The sequence below is a fragment of the Methylobacterium sp. Leaf112 genome (assembly GCF_001423295.1).
Classification (GTDB): domain Bacteria; phylum Pseudomonadota; class Alphaproteobacteria; order Rhizobiales; family Beijerinckiaceae; genus Methylobacterium.
In genome coordinates, this window is the sequence record NZ_LMNG01000001.1 from 1 (window position 1) to 16,760 (window position 16,760).

The window sequence follows — 16,760 nt, forward strand, 5'->3', positions numbered from 1 at the left end:
GACCCATAAATTTGGCTTGTCAGGAGTGTCCGTGATTCCTTTGTGACGAAGGAGGATCGGATGGACGAGTTTTGGCTGACGGACGCACAGTTTGCGAAGATTGAGCCGCACTTGCCGACAGATACGCGGGGCAAGGAGCGCGTCGATGACCGTCGGGTGATCAGCGGCATCATCCACGTGCTGAGGTCGGGCGGGCGTTGGGCGGATGCGCCGCGCGAGATCTATGGTCCGAGGAAGACGCTCTACAATCGCTTCGTGCGGTGGGCGGCCAAGGGGGTCTGGACCGATCTGTTCGAGACCCTGGCCAAGGCTGGCGGGCCACCCTCGCAGGTTCTCATCGATTCCTCGGCCGTGAAGGCGCATCGCTGCGCATCCGGCGGAAAGGGGGGGAGCACAATCAGGCCATCGGCCGTTCGCGGGGCGGGCGCACGACCAAAATCCATGCGCTCACCGACCGGTTCTGCCGCCCGCTCGCCTTCCTGCTGACGGGTGGACAGGTCGCGGATTGCAAGGCAGGAGCCTTGCTCCTCGAGCGCTCGCCCCGGTGCCGCATCCTGCTTGCCGACAAAGGCTACGACAGCGACGCCATCCGCCGGCAGATCGAGGCGACGGGAGCCGCCCCCAACATCCCGCCGAAATCCAATCGGCGCTGGAAGCCGTGCTTCTCGCCAGTCCTCTACAAAGGCCGCAACGCCATCGAGCGCATGTTCGGGCGCATCAAGGACTTCCGTCGCGTTGCCACGCGATACGACAGGCTCGCAACCAACTATCTCGCCGCCGTCTCCATCGCAGCGACCGTCAGTTATTGGTTATGAGTCCAGAGCCTANCGTCGCGTTGCCACGCGATACGACAGGCTCGCAACCAACTATCTCGCCGCCGTCTCCATCGCAGCGACCGTCAGTTATTGGTTATGAGTCCAGAGCCTAGGACGGGGGCTGCCGTCGCGCCGCCGCGCGCCTGTACACGCTCGGGGACAGGTCGTAGCGCTCTTTAAAGCGACGCGAGAAATGGGCCTGGTCCGCAAAACCGCAACCGTAGGCGATGGCCCCGATCGACACCGGAAGGCCGCCCGGATCGCTCAAGCGGGCCGCGGCCACCTCCAGGCGGCGTTGCCAGATCCAGTCGGAGATGTTGCGGCCGCGCTCGTGAAACAACTCCTGGAGTCGCCGGAGGGATACGCCCATGGCCAGCGCCAACTCCGCCGGCGTCAAGGTCTGCTCTCCGAGATGCGCCTCGACATACGCCTTCGCGCGTTGAACCAGGACCGTTCCGTAGAGGGGCTTCGGCGTTTCGAGGGCCATGCGTTCGGCGATGCTGGCCACCAGGAGATCGACACCGATGGAGGACATCCGCGCCGCCGTATCGGGCGTGAGCGTGTGTTGCTGGGTGATCAATTGCTTGAAGAAGCTGACCGCGAGGGTCGTGCTGGCCAAGCCGGCATCGATCCTGAGGGCGCTGTAGAGGATCGCGGGTCCGAGCAGGTTCTCGATGCGATCGCGATTGATCTCGACCACGAGCGACTGGGTCGGCGCTTTGAAATCCAGGCGAACCGGCTGTGATCGGTCGACGATGACGATGTCGCCCGGGTTGTGGATCAGGGACCGGTCGTTCTGCGCGCTCGCCGCTGTCCCGGACAAGCGTATCGTCGCCGAGAGGGTATGCTGCTTGCCGTGCCGCCTGATGTTCGTCGGCGTCACGTCCGTCGTCAGGGCTCCGAACGTCGATCGGGTGATGAGGACACCCCCCATGTCCGCCGCTTCGAGCGTGCCCTCGAACGGACCGTCCCCACTCTTCCGGGCCTCGCTCGGGATCAGGCGCTCGTAGGAAACGTCGCGCCAGAGGTCGAATTTGCGATGGAGCGGGACGTTCTTCGTCGTGACCAAGAGCTTCATGCCCAGGCTCCACAGCCGTTTTCCGATCCAAGACTATCCCGTGTCCCGCGCCGGGAAAACGCGGGTCGGTCGATGCTCGTGCGCCGACTGCGACGGCCTTGTTGAGCTACGAGATCGATTCGATGGAACGACGGCGGTCGGATGGATCCGCTCCCACCGTCGAGTCCCTCCGAGATCGGCAGGCTTTTTGGGGATCGGCAGGCTTTTTCGGGATCGGCAGGCTTTTTTGGGATCGGGATGCCCCTCGGGGATCGCAGCGGCTCCCGGCCGAGAGGAGCGCGCACGGAGGCTGGTCCACGCGCGTCCGGACGATGACCGTATGTCCGACCTCGCGCACCGGCAGCGTTGGTCCATCCGCTCGTGGACCGAACCGTCGGTTCTCGCCCCTGGCTGTGTCAAAACGCCGATGATGGTAGCTTTCTCCTGGTCGACCGGAGGCTGGCATGGGACGGTTTGTTGTCGGTGCCGAGCGCGATCAGACGACGCTGTTTCCGCCGTGTCTTGAAGACTGGATCGCCGAGAACAACCCGGTCCGCGTGGTCGATGCCTTCGTGGATGCGCTGGGTCTTGGTGCGCTCGGCTTCGCGGGCGTCGATGCGGCACGGACGGGACGACCGGGCTACCATCCCGCAGCCCTCCTGAAGCTCTATGTCTACGGCTATCTCAACCGGGTCCCGTCGAGCCGGCGTCCGGAGCGCGAAGCGGGCCGCAACGTCGAGGTCATGTGGCTGACGGGTCAGCTGTCGCCCGATCACAAGGCCATTGCCGAGTGCCGCCGTCAGAACGGACCGACCATCGGGCGTGCCTGTGCCCGTTTCGTCGCCTTGTGCCGCGAGATGGGCCTTCTGACGGGAACGCGCGTCGCGATCGACGGCTCGAAGTTCAAGGCGGTCAACAACCGCGACCGCAATTTCACACAAGGCAAGCTCGACCGGCGTCGCAGCAGATCGAGGAGAGCGTGTCGCGCTACCTCTCGCAGCTCGACACGGCCGATCGTCAGGATCCCACACCTGAACTGGCCGCCAAGGTGGTGCGGCTGAAGGAGAAGATCGCCCGCCTCGGGCAGGAGATGAAGCGGTTGGCCAGCCTGGAGGAGCAGGTGAAGGCGGCGCCCGACCGGCAGATCTCGCTGACCGATCCCGACGCGCGATCGATGGCAACCAGCGGGCGCGGGTCGGGCATGCCCACCGTTGCACCACGGTGGAGAAGGGTCTGACGCTGCATCGTCACTGGACGAATGCTTGCTCGGCCTGCCCGATGAAGACGGACTGTACGAATGGCAATGAGCGCCGGGTGACGCGCTGGGAGCACGAGGACGTGCTGGAGACGGTGCAGCGCCGCTTGGACGGCGACCCGCTGGCCATGCGGGTCCGGCGCGAGACGGTCGAGCATCCCTTCGGCGCGCTCAAAGCGCGAATGGGGGCCACGCACTTCCTGACCAAGACGCTGCCGCGCGTCTCGACCGAGATGGCGCTCCAGGTCCTGGCCTACAATCTGACGCGGGTTCTCAACATCATGGGAAGCCGGAAGCTCCTGGCGGCGATCCCCACCTGAGCGGGGGCTTGGATCGCTCGCCGAAGAGGCCGAGAGACCGCCCAGGAAACCTTTTCCACCAAGAACTGGCCGTCTCCCGACCGTAAGAACCTGTTCGACGCGATGAACAGCCCGTTCTCGCGAGACCGGGACGTCTCCCGATCGCAAAAGCCCCAATCCCCGAGTTTTGAAACGGCCTGGACCAGACCGAGATGAAGGATTGGACTTGTTGATCGTGAGCGACACAGCGCTTGCCCACGACACCAGCCTGGCACGGATCGCGGGGACCGGCGAACCGGAGTGAGACTACAGCGTTCGATAACGGTCTCGGCTTTGCTCGCTTCCTCGGCTGGCTACCGAGGCGCGCAGCGGTCGATGAACGCTCCCCCGGTTCGGCATGGTATCGGCGTCTCTTGGTTTCCAACGCAAAGCCTGCGCGACTTTGCTATCTTGGCTTGTGGTCGATCATGCTGGTCGACGGAGAAAGGGGAGCGAGATGCCATAAGAAAAGGCTTTGGCACGAGCGACGGCAAGGACGGGAACCTCGGTCGATTTCGCGGGGACGTGGGTGAACGAAGGGGGTTCGGAAGTCGTCCTTGTTCAGACGAACGATGCGCTTTCCGGCACATATGAGAGCGCCGTCAGCAGCGGAGGTATAAAGGCCGCCGGTACCCTCGTCGGCTATGTCGATGGAGACTTGATCGCCTTCACCGTGCACTGGGAGGCCTTTCAGGCGATCACTTCCTGGGTGGGGCAGCTTCTTCCGAACGCGCCAAGGGAGACAATCAAAACGCTTTGGCAGATGACCAAGCAGGTCGACTCCGGCGAGGAATGGGCATCGATCAACGCGGGATCGGACACTTTCACTCGCAGATGACCGTTGCCGGGATCCGGGCGGTGTTCAGGCGCCGCACATCTTATCAGGAGCCTGTTTGAGGTCCTCCGCCGGTCGTCCCCATCTGTCTCGTGTGCAAACACGACGTCCGCCTGGCGGGGTGGAGTGGAGAGCAGATGTGGGTGGACCCACATCGGACGCGTCACGAGACGTGCCTGAAGGACATATCGCCCGGCATCTGCGGACGGGTGGCGCCCGGCGAGGGTTGCCGGCTGGCTTTCCGCCTTGGCGCACGGTCTATGGCTGGTTCCGGCGCTGGACCGACAAAGGCCTGTTCGAGGCGCTGATGCGGGCTCTCGCCCGCCGCCAGCGACGGCGCTGCGGACGCCGCCCGGAGCCGCGGCCGGCGATCGTCGACACCCAAAGCGTCAAGTGCCTCGGTGTGCGCGGGCGGCGCGGCTACGATGGGGCCAAGAGTGGTGCCAAGAGTGGGGGGCAAGAGAGTGGTGCAACCGGCACGCCATGCGCCATCGCGTCGTCAAGAAGCAGCCGGACCAGAAGGGCCTCGTCGTGCGGGAGCGGCGCTGGGTGGTCGAGCGCAGCTTCGGCTGGATGAGCCATCGGGGCGGCTTGCACCGCGAGCGCGCCGGTCGGCCCGATGTCGCAACAGGGCGTCTTGCCTGCGCCGCCAGCCTCATGGCCGCCAACGCCCTCAACAATCCAGCCTGACAATAAGATCTCAAACAGGCTCAGAGGTGAAATATTCTCGTTTAAACAACCCTAGAGAAATTTTTGCGGGCGTGCGGGTGAGCTCTCGGAACATCCAAGCCCATGCGAACCGAGCCCGATGCGAACCGAGCCCGATGCGAACCGAGCCCATCGGAGACGGAAGCGGGAGCGGAGACTCCGGGCCGGTCGCGCGACGTGGGTGCCTGGCCTCGCGCCGTGGACCGGTCGGCCCCGATCCGTCGGTTCGAAATCGCCGCGCCCAGCTGCGAGAGCCGTTCCCGCCCATGCAGCGACGGCCAAGTCGCATTCGTGCCAGGCGGCGGCGATGGGGTTTCGATACTCTTGGGGCGTGAAGCGGCCGAACGCCTTGCCGATGTCTGCCTGGCGGTCGGGGACGGTGCGGGCCGCCGCGCTGCGCCGCAGGGCCTTGAGCTCGGCGAACGTCGGCTCGATCGGATCGAGGTCCGGGTTGCAGGCGGGAAGGGCGCGGATCCGTGCGCCGGCCGCCTCGCTGGCCTCACGCACGCCGACCACCTCGTGGACGTTCAGGTTGTCGAGGATGACGGTATCGCCCGGCTTCAGCACCGGAACCAGCGTGTCGGTCGTTGAGCGCGGAAGCGCGCGCCGTTCGTGGACCCGTCGAACAGGGCGATGGCGGTGGGGCCGCTGCTGCGCAAAGCGGCGGTGACGGTGACGGTGACGGTGATGGTGATGGTCTTGTCGTGATGGGATGATCGCCCCGACGGCGTCGATGGGCCGAAGTGGTGGTGGTGTGAACCACCCGAGGGCGGCGTTCGTGCCAGGGGTCGGCACCATCGGCCTGGATCTGGCCAAGAAGGTCTCATGACGGCATCGAGCATGCCTCCGCCCGTCAACGCATCACCCGTAATACCCTCGGGCGCGGCTCTAGGGACCGCCCCCGCTCCTGTCGTTGGCATGCGGATATCGTATTCAGGGCAGCCGCCAGCGTGTCCGATGCCGCAGCGCTCTCTTTCGGAGGGCGATACGGGCCTCCGCCCGACCAATATCATGACCGGACCGAGACTTCGCATGCGAGAAGCGCTTGCTTGTTGCATTCGATACCGAACCGATAGATGCAGTTTAGCCGAACCATGGCGTCGAAATACGACCCTTTGGCGGACATATGGCCATCTAAATCCTGTTTGTCTTGCAGGCTTTTTCAGAATCCCCTCGTTTGGATATTTGCTTTTATTAAGGAACGATTTAACTGCTTGCGGTAACGTTTCCGTATGACCGCTTCGACAGGTCAGCCGGAAAGTCCTTGCTCATGAGAACCTTCAGCAATCTCAGCCTGCTGACGAAGATCGCTCTTCCCTTGGCGATCATGGCCGTGGTCGCGGCCGGGCTCGTCGCCTATGCCCGCTCGGCCCTGATCTCCCTCGCCGGGCAGACCCACCAGATCGCGCAGGTCCAGGCCGCACGGCAGGCCCACATCCTGACCATGCAGGTCGCCATGACCGAGGCCGCGGTGCAGAACCGCAACACGCTGGTCGAGACCGATCTCTCCAAGATGAGCGGCTATCAGGCCAAGCAGGCCGCGGCCATCAAGGCGAGCCACGCGGCCCTGGACCGCCTGGTGGCCCTCGAGGATTCGGCGGAGCGGACGGCGGCGAACAAGAGCCTGCGCGCTGGCCTGGACGCCTACTATGCTGTCCTCGAACGGTCCACCAACCACGGCGTGAAGGGCGAGTCGGCCCAGGGGATGAAGATCTCCCAGGAGGAGGCCGCGCCGCGCCGCACGAAGCTTCGCGAGGAGGCCCAGTCCCGGAGTGGCGTCATCGAGCAGCAGCTCGCGGTGGCCTCCGGTGAGGCGGAGCGCCTCGCGGCCACGTCGACCACCCTGCTGATCGTGTCGGCCGCCTTCGGCCTGCTGGCAGCCATGGGTCTCGCCGCCGCCATCGTCGTGATGGGGGTGTCGCGTCCGATCGGCCGCATGACCGCCGCCATGGACCGGCTCGCCCGGGGCGATCTCGCCATCGCGGTCGAGGGTGTGGAGCGCAAGGACGAGATCGGCCTGCTGGCGCGCTCCCTCGAAGTGTTCAAGGTCAACGCCGTGACGGCCCGGCGCCTCGCGGCCGAGCAGGAGGTCGAGAACGCCGCCAAGATGCGCCGCGCCGAGATCCTCGACGGCCTGACCAAGCGCTTCGAATCCGACGTCTCGGTCCTGACCCAGGGCCTGGCGGGTGCGGCCACCGAGATGGAGGCCACGGCTCAGTCCATGTCCGCCACCGCCGAGCAGGCGATCCAGCAGGCGGTGTCCGTGGCGGGCGCGGCCGAGCAGACCTCCGCCAACGTCCAGACCGTGGCAGCGGCCAGCGAGGAGATGTCGGCCTCGATCCAGGAGATCGTCGGGCAGGTGAGCCAGTCCTCGACCTACGCCGACCAGGCCGTGGCGGATACCCGCCGGACCGAGGCCACCGTGCAGCGGCTCGCCGTCGTCGCCGACAGCATCACCGACGTGGTCGCCATGATCCAGACCATCGCGGGCCAGACCAACCTCCTGGCGCTCAACGCCACCATCGAGGCGGCGCGGGCCGGCGAGGCCGGACGGGGCTTTGCCGTGGTCGCCACCGAAGTGAAGGAACTCGCCGGTCAGACGGCGCGGGCCACCGAGGACATCCGCCTGAAGATCGGCGAGATCCAGGGTGCGACGGGCGAGGTCGTCAGCGACATCGGGCGCATCGGCAAGACCATCGCCGACATGTCCAGCTTCTCCTCCGGCATCGCCGCGGCGATGGAGGAACAGGGCGCCGCCACCCAGGAAATCGCCCGCAACGTGCAGGAGGCCGCCCAGGGCACCCGCAACGTGACGAACAACATCGAGCATGTCCGCATGGGCGCCGGAACCACGAGTGCGGCCGCCACCCAGGTGCTCGGCGCGGCCCGGGAACTGTCGCGCTACTCCGAGAGCCTCAGCGGGGAGGTGACGCGTTTCCTCGCGGGCGTGAAGGCGGCCTGAACCCGTCCGGCGGCCCGCACCGTAACCCGACCCCGAACGTTGAAAAGGCGGCCGATCCGGCCGCCTTTACCATGGGTCGCGGGCTCGCCGAGCCCAACCTCGCCGAGCCCAACCTGTCTGAGCCTACGCGGCCTTGCGGCCGGTCTTGCCCTTGGTCGCCTTCGGGGCGGCATCCGCGTCCTCGCCGTCCTCTCCCTCGCCGGTGTCGGCTTCGGAGTTGAGGGTCTCGGCGATCTTCGACAGGAGGGCGTCGGCCTTCTTCTCCTCCTGCAGGGTCTCGTCGAGGAGGGCGGCGGCGTCCGCGTGGCCGAGCTGGGCCGCCCAGGTCTTCAGGGTGCCGTAGCGGGCGATCTCGTAATGCTCCACCGCCTGGGCGCAGGCCGCCAGCACCGCGTCGGCGGCCGGGCTGTCGCCGAAATCGTCCATGTCCTCCTCCATCTCGGAGGTGATGCCCTGCATCGCCTCACAGGTCTTGGCGCGGGCCGGCTTGCCGATGATCTCGAACACCTGTTGCAGGCGCTCCACCTGGCCAGCGCTCTCCTCCGCATGGGTCTCGAACGCCTGGCGCAGCTCGTCGTGCTCGACCGCCTTGGCCGCCTTCTTGAGCGCCTTCACGGACTGCTTCTCGGCGTAATAGACGTCCTTCAGGGTCTCGTAGAAGGCATCGTTCAGGGTCTTCACCTTGGTCGCCATGGATCGATTCCTTGCCTGTTCGGGGGGCCGCCGAGCGTGCGCTGGACACGGTGTTCGGCGGTTCGTGGGCAGGCAACGCGTCCCTCCCACGTCGGCTCCCGGCGATATTTTCGGCCTGTGGAGGAACCGGGACGGGGCTTGGCCGCCCCCGGCGAACGATCGTGGCCTCGTGGACCCGTGAAGGCATCCCAGCCGGCCATCCCTGTGCTATGAGGCCCGGGATGGCCGGTCCGAAATACCCCCTCGCGCGCATCGCGACGAACGCAGGCGCCTTCCCTGCGCCGGTCCCCGGCGTGGTACGGACAGGTATGGCCGGACGGGCCCGGACCGCGTGCCCGGTGAGACTTCAGCCCCTGGCGAGCCCGTGACGGATCTCCCCCCGCTCGCTGCCGATCCGGACCGCCTCGCGGCCCTGGAGGCCCACGGCATCCTGGATACGCCGCCCGAGCGGGGCTTCGACGGCATCGTGCTCCTGGCCCGCACCCTGTGCGCCGCGCCCGTGGCCCTCGTCAGTCTGGTGGCCGCCGACCGGCAATGGTTCAAGGCCCGCTCCGGCTTCGCCCCCTGCGAGACCGACTTGAACGCGTCCGTCTGCGCCCATGTCCTCGGGCGCGGCGACCTTCTCGTCATCCCCGACCTGACCCTCGACCCCCGCACCCGCGACAACCCCCTCGTCACCGGCGCACCGGCGATCCGGTTCTATGCCGGCGCGCCCCTGACCACGCCCGACGGCCACACCCTCGGGTCCCTGTGCGTCATCGACGAGGTCGCGCGCCCGGAGGGACTCACGGCCGAGCAGGCCGAAGCCCTCACGGCCCTGGCCGAGCAGGTGATGAGCCAGCTCGACCTGCGCCGGGCCGTGATGGAGCGCGACGCGGCCCTGACGGGCGAGCGGCGCGGACAGGCTCAGGCGGTGGCCGACGCCGCGCGCCTCGAGGCGATGATCGCCACCCAGCAGGTCGTGGCGTCCGCGACCTCCGACCTCGACACGGTGTTCCGGGCCGTGGTCGATGCCGCCCTGTCGATCATCGACCGCGCCGACAGCGCGGTCGTCACCCTGCGCGACGGCGACGACCTCGTCTGCCGCGCCGGCGCCGGGCGGGCGGGCGGATGGATCGGCCGGCGCATGCCCATGGCGGACACGCCGTCGGGCCGGGCCTTCACGGACGAGAGGCTGTTCGTCGGCACCACCGGCGCGCCGGGGACCGACCCGGACCGCCCGCCCCCGGCCGTCGTCGCGGTCCCGGTGCAGCGCCACGGCCTCGCCGTGGGCATCCTGGAGATCCGCTCGGAAGCAGACGGTCCCTTCGGCCCGCGCGACATCCTCATGGCCCAGATGCTGGCGGGGCTCGCCGGGTCGGCCTTCGGCGACGTCGCCGAGGCCGAGACCCGGCAGGCGCTCCGCGAGGCCGAGAACCGCTACAAGGCGATCTTCGACAGCGCCATCGACTTCGCCATCGTGGCCGCCGATTCCGACGGGCGGATCACCGACTGGAACACCGGCGCCGAGCAGATCATCGGCTGGTCGGCCGACGAGGTGAAGGGCCGGCTCCTCGACACCTTCTTCACCCCCGAGGACCAACGCGACGGCGTGCCCGAGCGCGAGGCGCGCATCGCCCTCGCCGCCGGCTCGTCGTCTGACGTGCGCTGGCACCAGCGCCGCGACGGCGGGCGGTTCTGGGCGGTGGGCCGCATGATGACCCTGCGCCACGAGGACGACAGCGTCCGGGGCTTCCTCAAGATCCTGCAGGACCGCACCACGGAGCGGCGACGCGAGCAGCGCCTCGACCTCCTGAGCCGGGCCTCCGCCGCGCTGCTGGCCGCCGCGGACCCGACCGCCGAGCTCCTGCCAATCCTGGAGGAAGGGGCCGAAACCCTCGGGTTCGACCAGAGCTACACCTGGACCCTGGTGCCGAACCGCGCCGAACTGCACCTCGCCCAGGCGCTGGGCGTCGCGCCCGAGGCGCGGGCCGCCCTGAACCGCGCCCCCTTCGACGAACCGCTCTGCGGAATCGTGGCCGGGACCGGCCGGCCGCTGATCCTGTCCGGCCTGCAGGCGGACGGCACGGCGCGCTACCGCAGCGCGCGCGAGGCCGGCATCGACGCCTATGCGAGCTTTCCCATCACCGGGCGCGGGGGCCTCGCCGGCGTGATCTCGTTCGCGCGCCGCGACGCGCCCGACTTCGACCGCGAGGCGCTGCAATTCTTCGCCACCCTCGCGCGCTTCCTCTCCGTCGCCCGCGAGCGCCTCGACGACGAGGCGGCCCTGCGCGAGAGCGATGCGCGCTCGCGGCGCGCCCAGCAGGCCGGCGGCATCGGCACGTTCGAGGCGGATGTTGGCGCCGAATCCATCGTGGTCTCGGCCGAGTTCTGCCGGCTGTTCGGCCTGGCCGACGCGCGGACCTGTCCGGTCGCGGTCATCGAGGGGCTGATCCTGCCGGAGGATTCCCACCTGCGCGCGGAGGCCGCCCGCCGCGCCACCGGTACCGCCCTGCCCGAGATCGAGTATCGCATCCGCCGCGCCGACGACGGCGCGATCCGCTGGATCGCCCGGCGGGCCGAATTCGCCCGCGACGCCGCCGGCCGGGTCTCGAGCCTGTTCGGCACCGTCTCGGACGTCACCGACCAGCGCGCGGCCCGCGACCGCATCGAGGCGCTCCTCGACCTCGGCGACCGCCTGGGCGAGGCGACGAGCGCCGCCGTGGCCGTCACCATCGCGGCCGATGTCCTGGGGCGGACCCTGGGCGCCGGCCGCGCCGCCTACGGCACCCTCGATGCCGGGCGGGAAACCTTCACGGTGACGGGGGACTGGGCCGCGCCCGGTCTCTCCAGCCTCCGGGGCACCTACCCGCTGGCGGACCTACCGCGCACCGTCGAGCGGCTGCGCACCGGGCGGGCCGTCGTCTGCGCCGATGTCCTGGCGGAGGTCCGCCTCGCCGACGATGCCGCGGCCTACCGCGCCCTCGGCGTGCGCGGGCAGATCATGGTCCCGCTCCTCAAGGCCGGGGCCCTCGTCGGCCTCATCCTCGTGCACGAGGCCGCCCCCCGGGTGTGGAGCATCGAGGAGGTGGCGTTCACCCGCGGCGTCGCCGACCGGACCTACGCGGCGCTGGCCCGCCTCAAGGCCGAGGAACAGCAGGACCTCGTCAACCACGAACTCTCGCACCGCATGAAGAACCTCCTGGCGATGGTGCAGTCCATCGCCACGCAGACCCTGCGCAACGCCACCCACGTGGACGAGGCCAAGGACGTGCTCGCCGGGCGCCTCATCGCCCTCGGCCGCGCCCACGACCTCCTCATGGGGGCGGCACTCACCAGCACCCGCATCGAGCCCGTGGTCCAGGGCGCCCTGCAGGTCCATCAGGACGGGCTGGCGCGGTTCCGGGTCTCCGGCCCCAGCCTCGAGATCGGGGCGGACCGGGCCGTCTCCCTCGCGCTGATGCTGCACGAACTCGCCACCAACGCGGCGAAGTACGGCGCCCTCTCGACGGATTCCGGGCACGTGGCGGTGACCTGGGACATCCTGGAGAAGACCCCGGAGGAGACCCCGGGGGACACGACCGGGCCGGAGCTGCGCCTCGCCTGGATCGAGTCCGGCGGGCCCCCCGTAGTGCCGCCTACCCGCAAGGGCTTCGGCTCGCGCTTCATCGAACGCGGCCTCGTCTCGCAGGTCGGCGGCACCCTGTCCCTGGAGTACCGGCCCGAGGGCGTGGCCTGCATCCTCGTCGCACCGCTCGCGGCCTTCGCGGGCGAGCCGCAGGCCTGAGGGCGGCGCGCGGGTCCACGAGGCATGCGTTCCGGGGGGCTGCCTGGCTTGGCGCCGATAGTGCATCCCGTCGGCCACCGAACCACACCCCGCCGGGACCCATGACCGACCCTCACCCGTCCCGCCTGCCCGCGCTCCCCCTCTCGGCCGTCCCCGTTCGCGGGGCGCGGCGTTGAGCGAGCTCGACGATTGGGCCGAGCGCCGGCGGCTGGCCGAGCAGGGGCGCGGCGAGCGGGCCTGGTCCCTGTGGGGCCCCTACCTCGCCGAGCGCCAATGGGGCACCGTGCGCGAGGATTACAGCCGCGACGGCAACGCCTGGCGCTCCCTGCCGCACGACGAGGCGCGCTCCCGCGCCTACCGCTGGGGCGAGGATGGCCTGGCCGGGATCTGCGACGAGCGCGGGCAGCTCTGCCTGTCCCTCGCCCTGTGGAACGGGCGCGACCACATCCTGAAGGAGCGCCTGTTCGGCCTCACCAACGAGGAGGGCAACCACGGCGAGGACGTGAAGGAGGTCTACCATTACCTCGACGCGGTCCCGAGCCACGCCTACCTCAAGGTGCTCTACCGCTACCCGCAAGGGCCCTACCCGTACGACCACCTCGTGGCGGAGGGCCGGCGGCGCGGCCGCGACGAGCCCGAATACGAGATCGAGGACACGGGCATCTTCGACGGGATGCGGTTCTTCGACGTCACGGTCGAGTACGCCAAGGAGGATTTCGACGACATCCACGCGGTGATCACGGCGGTCAATCGCGGGCCCGAGGCCGCAGACCTCCACCTCGTCCCGCAGGCGTGGTTCCGCAACACCTGGTCATGGCGCGAAGGATCGCGGGGCGAGGATGCGCGTCCGCGCCTCGCGAGGGCGGCCGATGGCGGGATCCTCGCCACCCATCCGCGCCTCGGGGCCTACCGCCTCGCCTTCGACGGCGAACCGGAGGTGCTGTTCTGCGAGAACGACACCAATCTGCGCCTGCACGGCTGGAAGCCCGACGCCACCGGCCCGTTCAAGGACGGCCTGCACGCGGCGATCGTCGACGGCGACGAATCGGCGATCCGCCGTGACGGCGGGACCAAGCTCGGCCTGCACTACGCCCTGCGGCTGGAGCCCGGCGAGGCGAAGCGCGTCACTCTTCGGCTCTCGGCCGGCCGGCGCCAGCGCCCCGTCGACCACGAGGGCGCCATTCTCCACCGCCGGGTGGTGGAAGCCAACGCGTTCTACGACGGCCTGCAGGACGGCATCGCGGACGCGGATTCCCGCACGATCTTCCGGCAGGCCGCCGCTGGCCTGATCTGGTCGAAGCAGCTCTATTCCTACGATGTCCGCCTGTGGCTCCAGGGCGACCCGCTCCAGCCGACGCCGCCGCGCGAGCGCAAGGGCGAGGGCGGCCGCAACACCAACTGGCGCCACTTCGCCGGGGCCGACGTGCTCTCCATGCCCGACACCTGGGAATACCCGTGGTTCGCCGCCTGGGATCTCGCCTTCCACTGCCTGCCCCTGGCGCTGCTCGACCCGGATTTCGCCAAGAAGCAACTCCTGCTGCTCACCCGCGAATGGTACATGCACCCCAACGGCCAGCTGCCGGCCTACGAGTGGGAATTCGGCGACGCCAACCCGCCGGTCCATGCCTGGGCAAGCTTCCGGGTGTTCGAGATCGACCGCGCCCGGCGCGGCGGGCGCGGCGACATCGCCTTCCTCGAGGGCGTCTTCCACAAGCTGCTCATCAACTTCACCTGGTGGGTCAACCGCAAGGACGCCGACGGCCGCAACGTGTTCCAGGGCGGGTTCCTCGGCCTCGACAATGTCGGGGTGTTCGACCGCTCGCGCCCGCCGCCCGGCTTCGGCCGCATCCACCAGGCCGACGGCACCGCCTGGATGGCGATGTACGCCCTCAACATGATGCGCATCGCCCTCGAACTCGCGCTCCACAACGACGTGTACGAAAGCACCGCGTCGAAGTTCTTCGAGCACTTCCTCCTCATCGCCGAGGCCATGACCGACATGGGCGGCGAGGGCTTCGGCCTGTGGGACGAGGAAGACGAATTCTACTACGACGAGGTCGACATCCCGGGCGGGGGCATGCTCCCCCTGCGGGTGCGCTCCGTCGTCGGCCTCGTGCCGCTCTTCGCCGTCGAGGTGATCGAGCCGGCGATGCTCCAGCGCCTGCCGGATTTCGCCCGGCGGATGAACTGGGTGCTGGAGAACCGTCCGCACCTCGCCTGCCTCGTCTCGCGCTGGACCGAGGGCGGGGTCGGCGACCGCAAGCTCCTGTCGCTCCTGCGCGGCCACCGGATGAAGGCGCTCCTGCGGCGCATGCTCGACGAGGCCGAGTTCCTGTCGGACCACGGCATCCGCTCCCTGTCGAAGGCCCACCGCGACCGGCCCTACGCGCTCAACGAGTTCGGCGCCTCGTTCACGGTCCGCTACGACCCGGCCGATTCGACCTCGAACATCTTCGGCGGCAATTCCAACTGGCGCGGGCCCGTGTGGATGCCAATGAACTACCTCATCATCGAGGCCCTGCGCCGCTTCCACGCCTATTACGGCGACGATTTTCTGGTCGAGTACCCCACCGGGTCGGGCACCTCGCTGACCTTGGCGGCCATCGCCGACGCCCTGGAAGACCGGCTCATCGCCCTGTTCGCCAAGGATTCCGACGGGCGCCGGCCGATCTTCGGGAACCGCGAACCGATCCCGACGGCGCCGGGCGAGGACGACGCGCTCCTGTTCCACGAGTTCTTCGACGGCGACACCGGCCGGGGCCTCGGCGCCTCCCACCAGACCGGCTGGACGGCGCTCATCCTCAACCTGCTCCACCACCGGGCGGGCCGGCCGGGCGCGGGGGACGGCGCCTTGCCATAAGGGCCTTGCGCGAGGATCCCGCCGTGACGAGCCCGTGACGCCCGGAGGCGGGCGTCACGGGCCGCGGGCTCAGGCGGCCGTCGCGGCCGTCGCGGTGGGGGCGATGCCGGGGCCGGCGGGCGCGTCCGCGGGCACGCCGTCCGGTTCCATCTCGCCCTGCCACTGCGCCACCGCCGCGGTGGCGAGACCGTTGCCCAGGACGTTGGTGACCGTGCGGCCCATGTCGAGGATCTGGTCGACGCCCATGATGAGCAGGATGCCGGCCGCCGGCAGGCCGAACATCGGCACGGTGGCGGCCACCACCACCAGGGAGGCGCGCGGCACCCCGGCGATGCCCTTGCTCGTGACCATCATCACCAGCAGCATGGTGAACTGCTCGGCGACGCTGAGTTCGATGCCGTAGGCCTGGGCGATGAACAGCGCCGCCATGGCCTGGTACATCATCGAGCCGTCGAGGTTGAACGAGTAGCCGAGCGGCAGCACGAACCCGGTGACGCGGCTCTTCACGCCGAACTTCTCCAGCACCTCGATGGTGCGGGGGAAGGCGGCCTCGCTGCTGGCCGTGGAGAAGGCGACGATCATCGGCGAGCGCAGGAGGTCGAGGAGGCGCACCACGCCGCCGCCGAGCGCCAGCCAGCCGGCGCCGATCAGCACCGCCCACAGCACGGCGAGGCCGAGATAGAAGCTGCCGATGAACTTGCCGTAATCGACGAGCACGCCGAGGCCCTGCACCGTGACCACAGCGGCGATGGCGGCGAAGACCGCGAGGGGCGCCAGCTTCATCACCGTGTCGGTGACGGCGAACATCACCCGGGCGAGCCCGTCGATTAGGTGGATCATCGGCTCGGCATAGCGCCGGTCGATGACGCTGAGACCCGAGCCGAAGAAGATCGAGAACACGAGGATCTGCAGCACCTCGTTGGTGGCCATGGCCGAGACGATGCTCGTCGGGAACACGTGGGTGAGGAAGTCGCGGACGTTGAGGGAGGCGGCCTTGAGGCCGGTCTGGGCCGCAGCGTCCGGCAGGGGCAGGTTCAGGCCCGCCCCCGGCTGGAACAGGTTGGCGACGAGGAAGCCGAGGGACAGGGACACCACGGAGGCCGTGAGGAACCAGGCCATCGCGAGCGCCGCGACCCGGCCCACGGTCCGGGTGTCGCCGAAGCTCGCGATGCCCGACACGATGGTGGCGAAGACGAGCGGCGCGATGATCATCTTGATGAGGCGCAGGAAGATGTCCGTCACCAGGGTGAAGGAGCCGGCGATCTCTTTCGCCGCCTCCGGGCTCGCCGCCTGCCCGTGCAGCACCGCGCCGACGAGGATGCCGAGCGCGAGCCCGATGCCGGTGTAGAGGGTGAGCCGGCCCGATCTGGCCGCCGTGTCGCCGCTGGCTGTGCTGCTCTTCTTCATGATGTCCTCCCCCTTGGATACGTGTGCGGCCCGGCCTTCGCGGCCGGGCGCGCGTATGGGTCAT

The 16,760-nt window shown here is 68.9% G+C and carries 10 protein-coding genes and 2 pseudogenes; 8 read left to right on the top strand and 4 right to left on the bottom strand.

The window, feature by feature from the left end; all coding sequences use genetic code 11:
- Positions 1 to 60: 60 nt before the first annotated feature.
- Positions 61 to 815 (top strand): IS5 family transposase gene (locus ASF52_RS21765; RefSeq protein ID WP_156629927.1). Its coding sequence is split into 2 segments (ribosomal slippage): positions 61 to 390 and positions 393 to 815, totalling 753 coding nucleotides; the frame shifts between segments, so codons are not numbered across the junction.
- 109 nt (positions 816 to 924) lie between these two features.
- On the opposite strand, the gene ASF52_RS00015 is transcribed toward ASF52_RS21765, so the two are convergent.
- Positions 925 to 1,893, bottom strand: a complete 969-nt coding sequence (locus ASF52_RS00015; RefSeq protein WP_056165668.1) for a helix-turn-helix domain-containing protein — start codon at positions 1,891 to 1,893, stop codon at positions 925 to 927.
- Between the two features lie 443 nt (positions 1,894 to 2,336).
- Between ASF52_RS00015 and ASF52_RS00020 the strand changes: the two are divergent.
- The 4 genes and pseudogenes from ASF52_RS00020 to ASF52_RS22315 all read left to right on the top strand — a co-directional run bounded on the left by ASF52_RS00020 (position 2,337) and on the right by ASF52_RS22315 (position 4,990).
- Positions 2,337 to 3,447, top strand: a pseudogene (locus ASF52_RS00020) (transposase).
- Positions 3,448 to 3,940: 493 nt separating this feature from the next.
- Positions 3,941 to 4,303 carry an avidin/streptavidin family protein gene (locus ASF52_RS00025; RefSeq protein ID WP_056165671.1) on the top strand — a complete coding sequence of 121 codons (363 nt, stop codon included), beginning with the start codon at positions 3,941 to 3,943 and terminating at the stop codon, positions 4,301 to 4,303.
- 136 nt (positions 4,304 to 4,439) lie between these two features.
- Entirely contained in the window at positions 4,440 to 4,877 is a 438-nt protein-coding gene (locus ASF52_RS23660; protein ID WP_443136638.1) for a transposase, read from the top strand.
- Positions 4,784 to 4,990 (top strand): transposase, encoded by a 207-nt coding sequence (locus tag ASF52_RS22315; RefSeq protein ID WP_056165674.1) that lies wholly within the window; start codon positions 4,784 to 4,786, stop codon positions 4,988 to 4,990. The genes ASF52_RS23660 and ASF52_RS22315 overlap by 94 nt, the downstream gene beginning before the upstream one ends.
- Before the next feature lie 288 nt (positions 4,991 to 5,278).
- On the opposite strand, the pseudogene ASF52_RS23075 reads toward ASF52_RS22315, so the two are convergent.
- Positions 5,279 to 5,688, bottom strand: a pseudogene (locus ASF52_RS23075) (transposase); the annotation flags it as partial.
- 590 nt (positions 5,689 to 6,278) lie between these two features.
- On the opposite strand from ASF52_RS23075, the gene ASF52_RS00040 reads away from it, so the two are divergent.
- On the top strand, positions 6,279 to 7,970 hold the full coding sequence (locus ASF52_RS00040; protein ID WP_056165677.1) for a methyl-accepting chemotaxis protein: 1,692 nt from the start codon (positions 6,279 to 6,281) through the stop codon (positions 7,968 to 7,970).
- 123 nt (positions 7,971 to 8,093) lie between these two features.
- On the opposite strand, the gene ASF52_RS00045 is transcribed toward ASF52_RS00040, so the two are convergent.
- A complete protein-coding gene (locus ASF52_RS00045) occupies positions 8,094 to 8,663 on the bottom strand; it encodes a YciE/YciF ferroxidase family protein (RefSeq protein WP_056165681.1) in 570 nt (189 codons plus the stop codon).
- 364 nt (positions 8,664 to 9,027) lie between these two features.
- On the opposite strand from ASF52_RS00045, the gene ASF52_RS00050 reads away from it, so the two are divergent.
- Positions 9,028 to 12,429, top strand: coding sequence for a GAF domain-containing protein (locus ASF52_RS00050; RefSeq protein ID WP_056165684.1), 3,402 nt, complete (start codon positions 9,028 to 9,030; stop codon positions 12,427 to 12,429).
- 172 nt (positions 12,430 to 12,601) lie between these two features.
- Positions 12,602 to 15,289 carry an MGH1-like glycoside hydrolase domain-containing protein gene (locus tag ASF52_RS00055; RefSeq protein WP_056165687.1) on the top strand — a complete coding sequence of 896 codons (2,688 nt, stop codon included), beginning with the start codon at positions 12,602 to 12,604 and terminating at the stop codon, positions 15,287 to 15,289.
- 69 nt (positions 15,290 to 15,358) lie between these two features.
- Here the strand turns inward: ASF52_RS00055 and ASF52_RS00060 are convergent, their stop codons facing one another.
- Entirely contained in the window at positions 15,359 to 16,696 is a 1,338-nt protein-coding gene (locus ASF52_RS00060; protein ID WP_056165690.1) for a dicarboxylate/amino acid:cation symporter, read from the bottom strand.
- Positions 16,697 to 16,760: the final 64 nt, after the last annotated feature.